Source organism: Pseudomonas sp. Pseusp9 (genome assembly GCF_059491265.1).
In genome coordinates this window covers 6,226,729-6,241,954 of the sequence record NZ_CP168500.1, presented here as the reverse complement: position 1 = coordinate 6,241,954, position 15,226 = coordinate 6,226,729, and the positions used below count along the sequence as shown (strand labels likewise).

13 protein-coding genes are annotated in these 15,226 nt (G+C 59.7%); 9 read left to right on the top strand and 4 right to left on the bottom strand.

Annotated elements, in window-relative coordinates; all coding sequences use genetic code 11:
• Window positions 1-168 precede the first annotated feature (168 nt).
• Window positions 169-1,182 carry a porphobilinogen synthase gene (hemB, locus tag ACEN8E_RS28520; RefSeq protein WP_495590718.1) on the top strand — a complete coding sequence of 338 codons (1,014 nt, stop codon included), beginning with the start codon at window positions 169-171 and terminating at the stop codon, window positions 1,180-1,182.
• A gap of 18 nt (window positions 1,183-1,200) precedes the next feature.
• Window positions 1,201-3,423 (top strand): polyphosphate kinase 1, encoded by a 2,223-nt coding sequence (gene ppk1, locus ACEN8E_RS28515; RefSeq protein ID WP_495590717.1) that lies wholly within the window; start codon window positions 1,201-1,203, stop codon window positions 3,421-3,423.
• A gap of 149 nt (window positions 3,424-3,572) precedes the next feature.
• Here ppk1 and ppx read toward each other — a convergent pair whose 3' ends face one another.
• Window positions 3,573-5,075, bottom strand: coding sequence for an exopolyphosphatase (ppx, locus tag ACEN8E_RS28510; protein ID WP_495590716.1), 1,503 nt, complete (start codon window positions 5,073-5,075; stop codon window positions 3,573-3,575).
• Between the two features lie 243 nt (window positions 5,076-5,318).
• Between ppx and trxA the strand changes: the two genes are divergently transcribed.
• From trxA to ACEN8E_RS28485, 5 genes are all read left to right on the top strand, one after another.
• Window positions 5,319-5,648, top strand: a complete 330-nt coding sequence (gene trxA, locus ACEN8E_RS28505; RefSeq protein WP_003206727.1) for a thioredoxin TrxA — start codon at window positions 5,319-5,321, stop codon at window positions 5,646-5,648.
• Between the two features lie 248 nt (window positions 5,649-5,896).
• Window positions 5,897-7,156, top strand: coding sequence for a transcription termination factor Rho (gene rho / locus ACEN8E_RS28500; protein WP_003206716.1), 1,260 nt, complete (start codon window positions 5,897-5,899; stop codon window positions 7,154-7,156).
• A 141-nt stretch (window positions 7,157-7,297) separates the two neighbouring features.
• The gene (ubiD, locus tag ACEN8E_RS28495; RefSeq protein WP_495590715.1) at window positions 7,298-8,764 is read left to right on the top strand and encodes a 4-hydroxy-3-polyprenylbenzoate decarboxylase; all 1,467 of its coding nucleotides are present in this window, start codon (window positions 7,298-7,300) and stop codon (window positions 8,762-8,764) included.
• On the top strand, window positions 8,764-9,732 hold the full coding sequence (locus tag ACEN8E_RS28490) for a CDP-6-deoxy-delta-3,4-glucoseen reductase (protein ID WP_495590714.1): 969 nt from the start codon (window positions 8,764-8,766) through the stop codon (window positions 9,730-9,732). Before ubiD ends, ACEN8E_RS28490 begins: the two co-directional genes overlap by 1 nt.
• 320 nt (window positions 9,733-10,052) lie before the next feature.
• Window positions 10,053-10,721 (top strand): gamma-glutamylcyclotransferase, encoded by a 669-nt coding sequence (locus ACEN8E_RS28485; protein ID WP_057398738.1) that lies wholly within the window; start codon window positions 10,053-10,055, stop codon window positions 10,719-10,721.
• Here ACEN8E_RS28485 and glpT read toward each other — a convergent pair.
• Window positions 10,697-12,046: a glycerol-3-phosphate transporter gene (gene glpT, locus ACEN8E_RS28480; RefSeq protein WP_495590713.1), complete on the bottom strand. Its 1,350-nt coding sequence runs from the start codon at window positions 12,044-12,046 to the stop codon at window positions 10,697-10,699. The genes ACEN8E_RS28485 and glpT overlap by 25 nt on opposite strands.
• A 327-nt stretch (window positions 12,047-12,373) precedes the next feature.
• On the opposite strand from glpT, the gene ACEN8E_RS28475 reads away from it, so the two are divergent.
• Window positions 12,374-12,988, top strand: a complete 615-nt coding sequence (locus tag ACEN8E_RS28475) for an energy transducer TonB (protein WP_495590712.1) — start codon at window positions 12,374-12,376, stop codon at window positions 12,986-12,988.
• A 45-nt stretch (window positions 12,989-13,033) separates the two neighbouring features.
• On the opposite strand, the gene ACEN8E_RS28470 is transcribed toward ACEN8E_RS28475, so the two are convergent.
• Window positions 13,034-14,011, bottom strand: a complete 978-nt coding sequence (locus ACEN8E_RS28470; RefSeq protein WP_495590711.1) for an NADPH:quinone oxidoreductase family protein — start codon at window positions 14,009-14,011, stop codon at window positions 13,034-13,036.
• 150 nt (window positions 14,012-14,161) lie between these two features.
• Between ACEN8E_RS28470 and ACEN8E_RS28465 the strand changes: the two genes are divergently transcribed.
• The gene (locus tag ACEN8E_RS28465; RefSeq protein ID WP_413426496.1) at window positions 14,162-14,569 is read left to right on the top strand and encodes a flagellar basal body-associated protein FliL; all 408 of its coding nucleotides are present in this window, start codon (window positions 14,162-14,164) and stop codon (window positions 14,567-14,569) included.
• 142 nt (window positions 14,570-14,711) lie between these two features.
• Here ACEN8E_RS28465 and ACEN8E_RS28460 read toward each other — a convergent pair whose 3' ends face one another.
• The gene (locus tag ACEN8E_RS28460) at window positions 14,712-15,164 is read right to left on the bottom strand and encodes an EVE domain-containing protein (RefSeq protein ID WP_495590710.1); all 453 of its coding nucleotides are present in this window, start codon (window positions 15,162-15,164) and stop codon (window positions 14,712-14,714) included.
• Window positions 15,165-15,226: the final 62 nt, after the last annotated feature.

Below are 15,226 nucleotides of genomic sequence, written 5' to 3'. Positions count from 1 at the left end.
TCGGACACATTCAGGAAAGTGTCCAAATGTGTCTCGACGTGAACATTTCCTACAACGACAATGGAATGCGGCTACGTGTCACAGGTTGCACATAACTGTCATGTGTTCGTCATAATGGCCGCTTATAACTGTCACGCTCGCCCGTCTGCGCGGGCTCAGGAGTCTGCCGTGAGCTTTACCCCCGCCAATCGTTTGTTCCCCGCAACCCGCCTGCGCCGCAACCGTCGTGACGACTTCTCGCGTCGTCTGGTCCGTGAAAACGTCCTGACCGTCGACGACCTGATCCTGCCGGTGTTCGTACTGGACGGTGAAAACCGTCGCGAAGCGGTGGTTTCGATGCCGGGTGTCGAACGCCTGACCATCGACCTGTTGCTGGAAGAGGCAGCCAAGTGGGTCGAGCTGGGGATTCCAGCGTTGGCGTTGTTCCCGGTGACGCCGGCGGAGCTCAAGTCCCTTGACGCCGCCGAAGCGTGGAACCCGCAAGGCATCGCCCAACGCGCAACCCGTGCGCTGCGTACGCGATTCCCGGAGCTGGGCGTGATCACCGACGTCGCCCTGGACCCGTTCACCACCCACGGCCAGGACGGCATTCTTGATGAAGAAGGCTACGTGCAGAACGACATCACCGTCGACGCACTGGTCAGGCAAGCCCTGTCCCACGCCGAAGCCGGCGCTCAGGTCGTGGCACCCTCGGACATGATGGACGGTCGTATCCAGGCGATCCGCGAAGCCCTCGAAGTGGCCGGTCACGTCAATGTACGGATCATGGCCTACTCGGCGAAGTACGCCAGCGCCTATTACGGCCCGTTCCGCGATGCGGTCGGTTCGGCGCTGAACCTGGGCAAGGCCAACAAGGCCTCCTATCAGATGGACCCGGCCAACAGCAACGAAGCGCTGCACGAAGTGGCGGCGGACTTGTCAGAAGGTGCAGACATGGTCATGGTCAAGCCAGGCATGCCGTACCTGGACATCCTGTGCCGGGTAAAAGAAGAGTTCAAAGTGCCGACGTTTGTTTATCAAGTCAGCGGCGAATACGCCATGCACATGGCGGCGATCCAGAATGGCTGGTTGAGCGAAGGGGTTATCCTCGAGTCGCTGACCGCTTTCAAACGTGCAGGGGCTGATGGCATCCTGACGTACTTTGCCGTTCGTGCCGCTCAATTGTTACGAGAGCAAAAATAGCCCTCCCAGGAACATTCGATGAATACCGAAGTACTCACTGAAGTTGCCGTAAAAGACGCTCAACCTGTGGTGGAGCAAGTCGACGAGACCCCGCCGGAGCTGGAGCCAGCTCCGCCCGCGGCGGTCGTCGAAACCGCTGCGACCGCGCCAGCGGTGGCCATTCCCGGTCTGGATGACAGTAGCCTGTATATCCACCGCGAGCTCTCGCAACTGCAGTTCAACATCCGCGTGCTGGAACAGGCGCTGGACGAGTCCTACCCATTGCTGGAGCGGCTGAAGTTTCTGTTGATCTTCTCTAGCAACCTGGACGAGTTCTTCGAAATTCGTGTCGCCGGCCTCAAGAAGCAGATCACCTTCGCCCGTGAACAGGCCGGCGCCGATGGTCTGCAACCGCATCAGGCCCTGGCCCGCATCAGCGAACTGGTCCACGGTCACGTTGATCGCCAGTACGCGATCCTCAATGACATTCTGTTGCCGGAGCTGGAAAAACATCAGGTCCGCTTCATCCGTCGCCGCTACTGGACGACCAAGCTCAAAACCTGGGTCCGCCGCTATTTCCGCGACGAGATTGCGCCGATCATCACCCCGATCGGTCTCGACCCGACGCACCCGTTCCCGTTGCTGGTGAACAAGAGCCTGAACTTCATCGTCGAACTCGAAGGCATCGACGCCTTTGGCCGCGATTCCGGTCTGGCGATCATCCCGGCGCCACGCCTGCTGCCGCGCATCATCAAGGTGCCGGAAGAAGTCGGTGGCCCTGGCGACAACTATGTATTCCTGTCGTCGATGATTCACGCTCACGCCGATGACCTGTTCCAGGGCATGAAGGTCAAGGGCTGCTACCAGTTCCGCCTGACCCGTAACGCCGACCTGGCGCTGGACTCCGAAGACGTCGAGGACCTGGCTCGCGCCTTGCGCGGCGAACTGTTCTCTCGGCGCTATGGCGATGCGGTGCGACTGGAAGTGGCTGACACGTGCCCGAAACACCTGTCCGACTATCTGCTCAAGCAGTTCAACCTGGGCGAGACCGAGTTGTATCAGGTCAACGGTCCGGTGAACCTGACGCGGCTGTTCAGCATCACCGGCCTGGACAGCCAGCGCGAGCTGCAATACCTGCCGTTCACCCCGCAGATCCCGAAACTGCTGCAGAACAGCGAAAACATTTTCAGCGTGATCAGCAAGCAGGACATCCTGCTGCTGCACCCGTTCGAGTCGTTCACCCCGGTGGTCGACCTGCTGCGCCAGGCTGCCAAGGACCCACACGTGCTGGCGGTGCGCCAGACCCTGTACCGGTCCGGCGCCAACTCGGAAATCGTCGATGCGCTGGTGGATGCGGCGCGTAACGGCAAGGAAGTCACCGCGGTGATCGAACTGCGGGCGCGGTTCGACGAAGAGTCCAACCTGCAACTGGCCAGCCGTCTGCAAGCGGCCGGTGCGGTGGTGATCTATGGTGTGGTCGGCTTCAAGACCCACGCCAAGATGATGCTGATCCTGCGTCGCGAGGCGGGTGAAATCGTGCGTTACGCGCACCTGGGTACAGGTAACTACCACGCCGGCAACGCCCGCCTGTACACCGACTACAGTCTGCTGACCTCCGACGATGCCTTGTGCGAAGACGTCGGCAAACTGTTCAGCCAGTTGATCGGCATGGGCAAGACGCTGCGCATGAAGAAATTGCTGCATGCGCCGTTCACCCTGAAAAAGGGCATGCTCGACATGATTGCCCGCGAAACCCAGTTCGCCCTCGAGGGTAAACCGGCGCACATCATCGCCAAGTTCAACTCGCTGACCGATCCGAAGATCATCCGTGCGTTGTACAAGGCCAGCCAGTCGGGCGTGCGCATCGATCTGGTGGTGCGTGGCATGTGCTGCCTGCGGCCGGGCATCGCCGGGGTTTCCCACAACATCCACGTGCGCTCGATCATCGGTCGCTTCCTGGAGCACACACGGGTCTTCTATTTCCTCAATGGCGGCGAAGAACAGATGTTCCTCTCCAGTGCCGACTGGATGGAGCGCAACCTCGACAAGCGCGTCGAGACCTGCTTCCCGGTGGAAGGCAAGAAGCTGATCATGCGGGTCAAGAAAGAGCTGGAGCTGTATCTCACCGATAACACCCACAGCTGGAGCCTGCAGTCGGACGGTCGTTACATCCGTAACACGCCGACCGGCAACCAGAACCCGCGCAGCGCCCAGGCGACATTGCTGGAGCGTTTGGGCAGCCCGATCCTGGCGGTTCGGTAACGCCAGAAACCTGTGGGAACGAGCCTGCTCGCGAAGGGGACAGCACATTCAATATGGATGTTGACTGATACACCGCCTTCGCGAGCAGGCTCGCTCCCACATAAATCGCACGCACAAAAAAGGCCTTCTGCAGAAGGCCTTTTTCAATTTCAGCGAGCGTTCAGCACGATATCTACGCGAGTCAGCCATTCCGCCTCAATGGCAAAGTCGGCCTGGGTCAGCTGGTTTTCATCCAGCCAGTTTTCCGGGAAAACCACTTCCAGGTGGTTGTCCTGGGCGTTCAGTTCCACCTGGGGCATTTGCTGGGTGCCACGGATGTGGTGGAACAGAATCGCAAAGCGCAGCAGCGTGCACAGGCGAATCAGTTTGATGCCGTCGTCGCCGAACTCGGCGAACTTGTCCTTGGGAATGTTGCGTCGGTGGCCGCGTACCAGCAGCGCGAGCATTAACTGGTCTTCGCGGGAGAACCCGGCGAGGTCCGAGTGCTCGATCAGGTAGGCCCCGTGCTTGTGGTACTGGTAGTGAGCGATGTCCAGGCCCACTTCATGGACCTTGGCCGCCCAGCCGAGCAGTTCGCGCCAGACTCCATCTTCCAGGTCCCAGTCCGCGGCCACCTGGTCGAACGCATGCAACGCCTTGCGCTCGACTCGTGCCGCCTGTTCCTGATCGACGTGGTAACGCTCCATCAGCGAAGTGAGGGTGCGTTCGCGCACGTCTTCGTGATGATGGCGGCCCAGCAGGTCATAGAGCACGCCTTCGCGCAGGGCGCCTTCGCAGTGATCCATGCGTTGCAGTTCGAGGGAGTCGAAGATCGCTTCGAGGATCGCAAGGCCAGCCGGGAAAATCGCCCGGCGATCCGGTTTGATGCCTTCGAAATCGATTTTCTCGACGTCGCCCAGCTTGATCAGTTTGCGCTTGAGCCAGGCCAGACCTTCGGCGTTGACCTCGCCGGTGCCATGGCCGCCAGCCTTCAGCGCCAGGCCAATGGCGCGGATGGTGCCCGAGGAGCCGATGGCTTCATCCCAGGTCAGGCGGTGCAGGGCGTGCTCGATGCTCATGATCTCCAGCCGCGCCGCGGTGTACGCCTGGGCGTAGCGGGCCGGGGTGATCTTGCCGTCCTTGAAATAGCGTTGGGTGTAGCTGACGCAACCCATCTGCAGGCTTTCGCGCAGCAGCGGTTCGAAGCGCTGACCAATGATGAATTCGGTACTGCCGCCACCGATGTCGGCCACCAGGCGCTTGCCCGGAGTGTCGGCGAGGGTGTGGGACACGCCGAGATAGATCAGGCGCGCTTCTTCACGGCCGGAAATGACTTCCACCGGGTGGCCGAGAATTTCTTCGGCGCGACGGATGAATTCGGCGCGGTTGCGCGCTTCACGCAAGGCGTTGGTACCGACGATGCGAACGGCACCGGTGGGCATACCGCTGATCAGTTGGGCGAAGCGCTTGAGGCAGTCGAGCCCGCGTTGCATCGATTCTTCGCTGAGATGGCGCTCTTCGTCGATACCGGCGGCCAGCTGAACCTTCTCCCCGAGACGCTCGAGAATGCGGATTTCACCGTTCTGGGCCTTGGCCACGACCATGTGAAAACTGTTGGAGCCCAGGTCGATTGCGGCGATCAGGGACAGATTCTTGGCTTGGGATTGCGGCATGGTCTGGGGTCTCGGTCGATAACCTCGACATCGTGCCACGATCACAGGCTGGCGCCAACGCGCAGTGCTGAAAGGGTTGATCCAACACAACCTTTGCGGCGATGGGGCACGGCGTACTTTGACTTGAGCTATACCCAAACTCATGGAATGCCATAGCGAGACTCAATCAACTGCACCTTCCTGAACGAGGGAAGGGCGGCTATGATGGGCCACGTTTTTTTGCTTACAACCCTGGAGAATTCCATGAGCAGCGATCTTATCAAACACGTTAGCGACGCTAGCTTCGAGGCCGACGTACTCAAGGCTGAAGGCGCTGTACTGGTCGATTACTGGGCTGAGTGGTGCGGCCCTTGCAAAATGATCGCTCCTGTCTTGGACGAGATTGCCGAGACCTACAAAGGCAAGCTGACCGTTGCCAAGCTGAACATCGACGAAAACCAGGAAACCCCGGCCAAGCATGGCGTGCGCGGTATCCCGACCCTGATGCTGTTCAAGAACGGCAACGTTGAAGCGACCAAGGTCGGCGCACTGTCGAAGTCGCAACTGGCTGCTTTCCTCGACGCCAACATCTAAGCGTCGCTGCAAGTGTCCTGAAAAAAGCCCCGCAAATAGCGGGGCTTTTTGCGTATTCAGGGCTAGACGCTCCTGATACTCAGGTGGTACATTCGGCCCCGCATTGGTTTCTCCATTGCCCCCTGCTAGCCGTCGCCGACGCACTCCTTTTCGAATAAGTACGCGATCCTGTCGCCTTCTCAGCGGCGCGGCCTCATTAAGCCAAAAGCTTAATTTCCCCCCTCCATAAATGATTACGTCATTCCTATATGAATCTGACTGAACTCAAGCAAAAGCCGATTACCGAACTGCTCGAATTGGCCGAACAGATGGGCATAGAAAATATGGCCCGTTCGCGCAAGCAGGACGTGATTTTCTCCCTGCTCAAGAAGCACGCGAAAAGCGGTGAGGAAATCTCCGGTGATGGCGTGCTGGAGATTCTCCAGGACGGCTTCGGCTTCCTGCGCTCCGCTGACGCTTCCTATCTCGCAGGTCCAGACGATATCTACGTCTCGCCGAGCCAGATCCGTCGTTTCAACTTGCGCACCGGTGACACCATCGTTGGCAAGATCCGCCCTCCAAAGGAAGGCGAGCGTTATTTCGCGCTGCTCAAGGTCGACACGATCAACTTCGATCGTCCGGAAAACGCGAAAAACAAGATTCTCTTCGAGAACCTGACCCCGCTGTTCCCGACCGTGCGCATGAAGATGGAAGCCGGTAACGGTTCCACCGAAGACCTGACGGGTCGTGTCATCGACCTGTGCGCCCCGATCGGTAAAGGCCAGCGCGGTCTGATCGTTGCTCCGCCGAAAGCCGGCAAGACGATCATGCTGCAGAACATCGCGGCGAACATCGCGCGTAACAACCCTGAAGTTCACCTGATCGTGCTGCTGATCGACGAACGTCCGGAAGAAGTAACCGAAATGCAGCGCACCGTGCGCGGCGAAGTGGTTGCCTCGACGTTCGACGAGCCGCCAACCCGCCACGTGCAGGTTGCCGAAATGGTGATCGAGAAGGCCAAGCGCCTGGTCGAGCACAAGAAAGACGTGGTGATCCTGCTCGACTCCATCACCCGTCTGGCCCGTGCCTACAACACCGTGATCCCGAGCTCCGGCAAGGTACTGACCGGTGGTGTCGATGCCCACGCCCTGGAGAAGCCGAAGCGTTTCTTCGGTGCTGCACGGAACATCGAAGAAGGCGGCTCGCTGACCATCATCGCTACCGCGCTGGTTGAAACCGGCTCGAAGATGGACGAAGTGATCTACGAAGAGTTCAAAGGCACCGGCAACATGGAGCTGCCGCTGGATCGCCGTATCGCTGAAAAGCGCGTCTTCCCGGCCATCAACATCAACCGTTCCGGTACCCGCCGCGAAGAGTTGCTGACCGCCGACGACGAGCTGCAGCGCATGTGGATCCTGCGCAAGCTGCTGCACCCGATGGATGAAGTCGCTGCCATCGAGTTCCTGGTCGACAAGCTGAAAACGACCAAGACTAACGATGAGTTCTTCCTGTCGATGAAACGCAAGTAAGTCGAACAGGCACAAAAAGCCGGGGAAACCCGGCTTTTTGCTATCTGATTTTTGATCAAATGCCAGTTCGTGGTTCTGAATAGAGGGCTTCGGCGCTAAACTGCCTGCCCCCGAACGCCACGGCCAACACGAGGCTCACGCATGCAGTATCGCGACTTGCGCGACTTTATCAGCGGGCTGGAAAAGCGCGGTGAACTCAAGCGCATCCAGGTTCCGGTTTCCCCGGTGCTCGAAATGACCGAGGTCTGCGACCGCACCTTGCGCGCCAAGGGCCCGGCCCTGCTTTTCGAAAACCCTACCGGTTATGACATTCCCGTGCTCGGCAACCTGTTCGGCACCCCCGAGCGTGTCGCGCTGGGCATGGGCGCCGAAGCGGTCAGCGAACTGCGCGAGATCGGCAAGCTGCTGGCATTCCTCAAGGAGCCAGAGCCGCCGAAAGGCCTGAAGGATGCCTGGTCCAAGCTGCCGATCTTCCGCAAGATCATTTCGATGGCGCCGAAAGTCGTCAAGGACGCGGTGTGCCAGGAAGTGGTCATCGAAGGCGACGACGTCGACCTGGCCATGTTGCCGGTGCAGACCTGTTGGCCGGGCGATGTCGGTCCGCTGATCACCTGGGGCCTGACCGTCACCAAAGGCCCGAACAAGGATCGCCAGAACCTCGGCATTTATCGTCAGCAAGTGATCGGCCGCAACAAGGTCATCATGCGCTGGCTGAGCCACCGTGGCGGCGCGCTGGATTTTCGCGAATGGTGCGAGAAGCATCCCGGCCAACCGTTTCCGGTATCGGTTGCGTTGGGCGCCGACCCGGCGACCATCCTCGGTGCCGTGACCCCGGTGCCCGACAGCCTCTCCGAGTACGCCTTCGCCGGCCTGTTGCGCGGTAACCGCACTGAGCTGGTGAAGTGCCGTGGCAACGACTTGCAAGTACCGGCCACCGCCGAAATCATCCTCGAAGGCGTGATCCATCCGGGCGAGATGGCCGACGAAGGCCCGTACGGCGACCACACCGGTTACTACAACGAAGTCGACAGCTTCCCGGTGTTCACCGTCGAGCGCATCACCCACCGGATCAAACCGATCTACCACAGCACCTACACCGGTCGTCCACCGGATGAGCCGGCGATTCTCGGCGTGGCGTTGAACGAAGTGTTCGTGCCGATCCTGCAGAAGCAGTTCCCGGAAATCACCGATTTCTACCTGCCGCCCGAAGGTTGTTCGTACCGCATGGCCGTCGTGACCATGAAAAAGTCGTATCCCGGCCATGCCAAGCGGGTAATGCTCGGTGTCTGGTCGTTTTTGCGACAGTTCATGTACACCAAGTTCGTTATCGTCACCGACGACGATATCAACGCCCGGGACTGGAACGACGTGATCTGGGCCATCACCACGCGCATGGACCCCAAGCGCGACACGGTGATGATCGAGAACACACCGATCGACTACCTGGACTTCGCTTCGCCGGTGTCGGGCCTGGGTTCGAAAATGGGCCTCGATGCCACGCATAAATGGCCGGGCGAAACCACCCGCGAGTGGGGCCGGGTCATCGTCAAGGACGATGCCGTGACCCAGCGGATCGATGCCATCTGGAATCAGTTAGGAATAGATTGATGCGTGTAACCTTGCAGCCCTCCGGAGCAGTGCTTGAGATATTGCCCGGCGAGCGGATTCTCGATGGCGCGCGACGATTGGGCTACGAATGCCCGCAAAGTTGCCGCAACGGCAATTGCCACGTCTGCGCGGCGCTGCTGGTGGAAGGGCGGGTCGAGCAGGCCGGCGATGTGCGCGACCATGGCGAGTTCTACACTTGCATAGCGGAGCCGCTCGAAGACTGCATCGTGCTGTGGGATGGCGTGCTCGCGCTGGGAGAATTGCCGGTGCGCAGCTTGTCGTGTCAGGTCATTGAGTGCAGGGACGTGGGCGGCGACACCTGGCGCGTGCGTCTGCGGGCACCAGCCGGCAAACCGCCGCGCTACCACGCCGGTCAGTACCTGATGATCGAGCGCGAGAACGGCGAAAAGTCGGCTTTCTCCCTCGCCTCGGCACCGCATGCGGGGCGTGACCTGGAAATCCATGTACTGGCGCGTGAATCCAGTGCGCTGAGCCTGATCGAACAGCTTCAGCGCAACAGCATGGTGCGGGTCGAATTGCCGTTCGGCGATACCCATCTGGCAGAGTTGCCGGACGGTCCGCTCGTGCTGATCGCCGCCGGCACCGGTATGGGCCAGATCCACGGCCTGATCGAACATTGCCGGGCCTCGGGTTTCAAGCATCCGGTGCACCTGTATTGGGGCGTGCGTCGTCCGGAAGACTTTTATCAAGTCGAGCATTGGGACGAATGGCTGAAATTGTCCAACCTGTTCCTGCACAAGGTCGTCAGCGATCAATGCGGCTGGAAGGGGCGCTGCGGCATGTTGCATGAAGCGGTCTGTGAAGACTTTCCCGATCTCAAGGCCTTGCATGTGTATGCCAGTGGCTCACCGGCGATGGTCTACGGCACCCTGGATGCGCTGGTCGAGGCTGGGATGGATGCTCACCAGATGCGCGCCGACGTATTTGCCTACGCACCAAGATCCTGAAGCTGCCCCCCCATACTTGTAGGAGCGAGCTTGCTCGCGATGGACGTTAACGATTACGCGGGAAGTCAGGCTGCCCGCAGTGTTCCTGAGTCCATCGCGAGCAGGCTCGCTCCTGCAGGGTTATAGGTTTATAACTCTCCATATAGCCCATCGGTATTTATAAAAATGTATAAATGTCGGTAGGTTATATCTCGTTCAAGTGATTGATTAAGATCTGCACCAAGGCACTTAAATTACTTGAAAACATATGTGCCTTATTGTTTCGGCGGTGCGTTCTATTTAGTAACTGTTTACTCGCGGGGAGCTGAACGCTATTCGCCATGAGCGCCATCGAATCGGCTTTTTTGAATCTGGCTTATCCTCCGCGGCTCGATCTGGGGCCGCAGCTCACTCACGAACAATTGCTTAGCTCGATGCAATCGACCATGGCCCGCCACAAGGGTGGGCCGGTGTGGCTGTTTGCCTATGGGTCGCTGATCTGGCGGCCGGAATGCACCGCGGTTGAGCGGGTTCGCGGCCGAGTGCATGGCTACCATCGCGGGTTGTACCTGTGGTCCCACGAACATCGCGGCACGCCGGAAATGCCTGGCCTGGTGTTTGGCCTGGATCGCGGTGGTTCGTGCAGCGGTTTCGCCTATCGCTTGCCCGAAGAGCAACTCGAAGCGTCGCTGTACGCACTTTGGCAGCGCGAAATGCCATTTCCTTCCTACCGCCCGCACTGGCTTAACTGCCGTCTCGAAGATGGCAGCCAGGTACAGGCCTTGGGCTTTGTGCTGGAGCGACATCTGCCCAGCTATGCCGGCAACCTGCCGGATCACGTGCTGAGCCATGTGTTCGAGAACGCTTGCGGGCGCTACGGCACCACCCGCGATTATGTCGAGCAAACCGCCCACGCCCTGCGCAGCCACGCCATGCCAGACCGGAATCTGGAGGCGCGGCTCAAGCGCTGTAAATCAAAGGCCGATCATGCGAGCGCTTCGCGGCCCTGACTGGCGGTTTGTTTGTGCCCTAGCGTCGGAGCCAGGAAGGCCATCGCCAGCAGGCAGGCGCCGACCAGCAGCACGAAGCCGCCGTCCCAACCGAAGTGGTCCACGGTGTAGCCCATGGCTGCACTGGCCGCTACCGAGCCGCCCAGGTAACCGAACAGACCGGTAAAGCCCGCCGCCGTACCCGCAGCTTTCTTCGGTGCCAGTTCCAGCGCCTGCAGGCCGATCAGCATGACCGGGCCGTAGATCAGGAAGCCAATGGAAAGCAGCGCGATCATGTCGACCATCGGATTGCCGGCCGGGTTGAGCCAGTAAACCAGCGTTGCGACAGTCACCAGCGCCATGAACACCATGCCGGTCAGGCCGCGGTTGCCACGGAAGATCTTGTCCGACATCCAGCCGCACAGCAGCGTGCCCGGGATACCTGCCCACTCGTAGAAGAAATACGCCCACGAAGTTTTGTCTACGGTGAAACCCTTGGCTTCCTTGAGGTAGGTCGGCGCCCAGTCCAGCACGCCGTAGCGCAGCAGATAGACAAACACGTTGGCCAAGGCGATGTACCAGAGCATTTTGTTGCGCAGCACATATTTGACGAAGATTTCCTTGGCGCTGAATTCTTCTTCGTGGCTGGCGTCGTAGCCTTGCGGGTAGTCGTTCTTGTACTGCTCGATCGGCGGCAGGCCAACCGATTGCGGGGTGTCGCGCATGGTCATAAAGGCAAACACCGCTACCGCCAGCGCCACTGCTGCCGGCACGTAGAATGCGGCGTGCCAGTCATTGAACAGGCCCATGCCGATCAGGAACAGCGGGCCGATCAGGCCGCCGCCGACGTTGTGCGCCACGTTCCACACAGACACCACGCCGCCTCGTTCCTTCTGCGACCACCAGTGCACCATGGTCCGGCCGCTCGGAGGCCAACCCATGCCCTGCGCCCAGCCGTTGATGAACAGCAGAATGAACATCATGGTCACGCTGGACGTCGCCCAAGGTGCGAATCCGAAAATGAACATCACCCCGGCCGAAACCAGCAGGCCGAACGGCAGGAAGAAGCGCGGGTTGGAGCGGTCGGACACCAGGCCCATCAGAAACTTCGACAGGCCGTAGGCAATCGCGATGGCGGACATCGCCAGGCCCAACTGACCACGGGAGTAGCCCTCGTCGATCAGGTACGGCATGGCCAGGGAGAAGTTCTTGCGCAGCAGGTAGTAACCGGCGTAGCCAAAGAAGATACCGGCGAAGATCTGCCAGCGCAGGCGTCGGTAGGTGCTGTCTATTTTTTCTTCAGGCAATGGAGCCTGATGTGCGGCAGGACGAAAGAAAGCAAACATTCAAGAGCTCCAGATTTCTTGTTTTGACTGCGGATGCGAATATTACAGTTTCGTTACCGAAAATAGCACCGCTTCTCATTGGCAAAAAAGTGCAAATGTTGGATATCGCGCGTTCCTTTATGAACATGTCGCTCAGATGTAAGTGAGGGGCGTTGTAGGAAGCGTTACCCGTTTCCGTATTGATGGCTTTGCTGTGCCGAAAATAAGGTGGTTTTTTGCGAAAGGTCCTTCGTTCAATGCGGAAGCCATGGCGTTATGCCGGACGACTGAGCCCCGTAACCTTTGTGCTGTTGCCAGGTCTGGCATTGCCGATGAAGGGAGAGGGATATGCGGTGGTGGTTGTGTGGGGTTTTGTTGCTGGTCTCTGCGGATGTCAGGGCTGGGGAGGTGTTCCTGATACCCGAGAATAATCCCGGGCCGGTGTATCCGGTGGAGCTTTACCGCGCCGGTGTTATCGGCATGGTGCGTGTCAGCCTGACCGTGCAGGCCGATGGTTCTGTCAGCAAGGCTGTGATTGCCGAAGATGCGCATCCCGGACTCGGTGAGGCTTCATTGGCCGCAGTCAGCCAATGGCGGTTCAAGCCGTGGAAGATCACTGGCGATCAGCCCGCGCAAGTCATCGTCATCGCACCAATGGATTACAGGCTGGACCGGGAGCAGCCCATCCACATCAACAAGACGCTGGAACGGCTGAAATGTGGTGACATCGGACGGGCAGCACTGAACATCGCTGACACGGCGTGGGTAGACCTGCCGGTATTCCGTTGGACCCGCAGTTACCTGACGCACTCCCTTTCGCCGACGCAATTGCCGGAGCACAAGCGTCTGGCGCTGATTGCGAGGCTCAATAAAAGCATCCCTTTGATAGTCAGGCGCTGTAATACCTATCCCGCGAGCCGATACGTGCGGCTTCTTCCGGCAGAGATAGCGACTCTGTTTTGACGAAAAAGCGCGGCAGCGTGGCCGCGCTTTTTTGCAGATAGAGATTCAGCGAACCTGCACCACCACTTTCCCGACCGCTTTACGCTGGCCAAGATCATTGATCGCTTGCGCCGCATTGCCCAGCGGATAGACCTGCGACACCAGCGGCTTCAACTTGCCTTCGGCAAGCCAGCCGAACAGTTGCTGGAAGTTCGCTGCGTTGTCCTGTGGCTGGCGCTGGGCGAAGGAGCCCCAGAACACCCCGAGTACTGCGGCGCCCTTGAGCAGCGCGAGGTTCACCGGCAGTTCGGGTATGCGCCCGCTGGCGAAGCCGACTACCAGCAGGCGGCCGTTCCAGGCGATGGCGCGGATGGCCTGGTCGAACAGGTCGCCGCCCACCGGGTCGTAGATCACGTCGACGCCCTGGCCATCGGTCAGGCGCTTGATTTCATCCTTGAGGCTGGTTTCGCTGTAGTTGATCAATTCGTCGGCGCCGGCGGCCTTGGCTACGGCGAGTTTTTCCGCACTGCTGGCCGCGGCAATCACCCGGGCGCCCATGGCTTTGCCGATTTCCACCGCGGCCAGGCCGACACCGCCGGAGGCGCCCAGCACCAACAGGGTTTCGCCCGGTTGCAGGTTGCCGCGCTGCTTGAGGGCGTGCATCGAGGTGCCGTAGGTCATGCTGAAGGCGGCGGCGGTGTTGAAGTCCATGGACGGCGGGATCGGCAATACGTTGTAGCCCGGTACGGCGACCTGCTCGGCAAAGCTGCCCCAGCCAGTCAGGGCCATGACCCGGTCACCGACTTTCAAGTGGCTGACCTTTTCACCCACGGCGCTGATCACGCCTGACGCTTCGCCACCTGGAGAGAACGGGAAGGGCGGCTTGAACTGGTATTTGCCCTCGATGATCAACGTGTCGGGAAAATTGACCCCGGCGGCGTGCACGTCCAGCAGGATTTCATTCTTCTTCGCGACAGGACTGGCGACGTCTTCCAGCACCAGCGATTCGGCAGGGCCGAAGGCTTTGCACAGCACGGCTTTCATCAGGGCTATTCCTTTGGGAGTGATGGCCGATAAGTGTAGGTGTGTGGGTCGACGGGTCAACGAGCATGCCCGGCCCTGATAGCCAGCCATAAGCTTGTGCTTGTGCGACGGGTCGTTATGCTAGGCCGCAAACCGGATAAGGAGCGAATTGTGAAAGCGTGGATCATGTTGTTGCTGGCCCTGTCTCTGCCTGTGGCAGCGGTGGCCGAAGAAGCCAAAGAAGATGCAGCTCCGAAGGTCAGCTACATCACTCTGAGCCCGCCGTTCGTGGGTAACTACGGGCTGGACGGTACGCCGAAACTGAAGGTCTACAAGGCCGATGTGGCGTTGCGGGTGACCGGTGACGAAGCTGCCAAGGCGGTGAAGGCCAATGAACCTTTGATTCGCAATCAATTGGTCGCGCTGTTCGCCCAGCAGACCACCGAGACGATGAACAACGTCGAGGCCAAGGAGAAGCTGCGTCAGGAAGCCCTGAAGCAGGCCCAGCAGGTGATGAATGATGAAACCGGCAAGCCGGTGGTTGAGGATCTGTTGTTCAACAATCTGATCATCCAGTAAGGCTTTCTCTGCTCTTGCGGGCCTCATCGCGAGCAGGCTCGCTCCTACAGTGGTTTTGTGTTGAAACACAACCCGGTGTTCGCCGCAAAACCCTGTGGGAGCGGGCTTGCCCGCGAATGCATTCTGATCGACGCCGAAAATCTCAGGGTTTGAGTGCAATCACCGCCGCCCACTGCTCTGGCGTTACCGGCATCACCGATAGCCGCGAACCTTTCTGCACCAGTGGCAACTCGGCCAGCGTCGTCTGCTGCTTCAGATAATCCAGCTTCAGCACTCGGGCAAACGTCTCGACATGCGCGACATCAATCGCGCTCCAGGCGTTTTTCTCCGAGGTGGCCTTCGGGTCGAAATAATGGCTCTGTGGCTCCAGTGCCGTCGGGTCCGGATAGGCGGCTTCGACAATCCTGCCGATTCCCGCGATGCCCGGCTCGGGGCAGCTGGAATGATAGAAAAAGAACTCGTCTCCCACCGCCATGGCCCGCAGGAAGTTGCGTGCCTGATAGTTGCGAACCCCGTCCCAGCGCGCTTTACCGAGCTTTTCCAGCCCTTTGATCGAGAGTTCGTCGGGTTCGGATTTCATCAGCCAATAGGCCATGTCTTTTGCTCCTTGCGGGGTGATTGAGCAGCTTGTCGGCGATTTTATGACAAACCGACAGT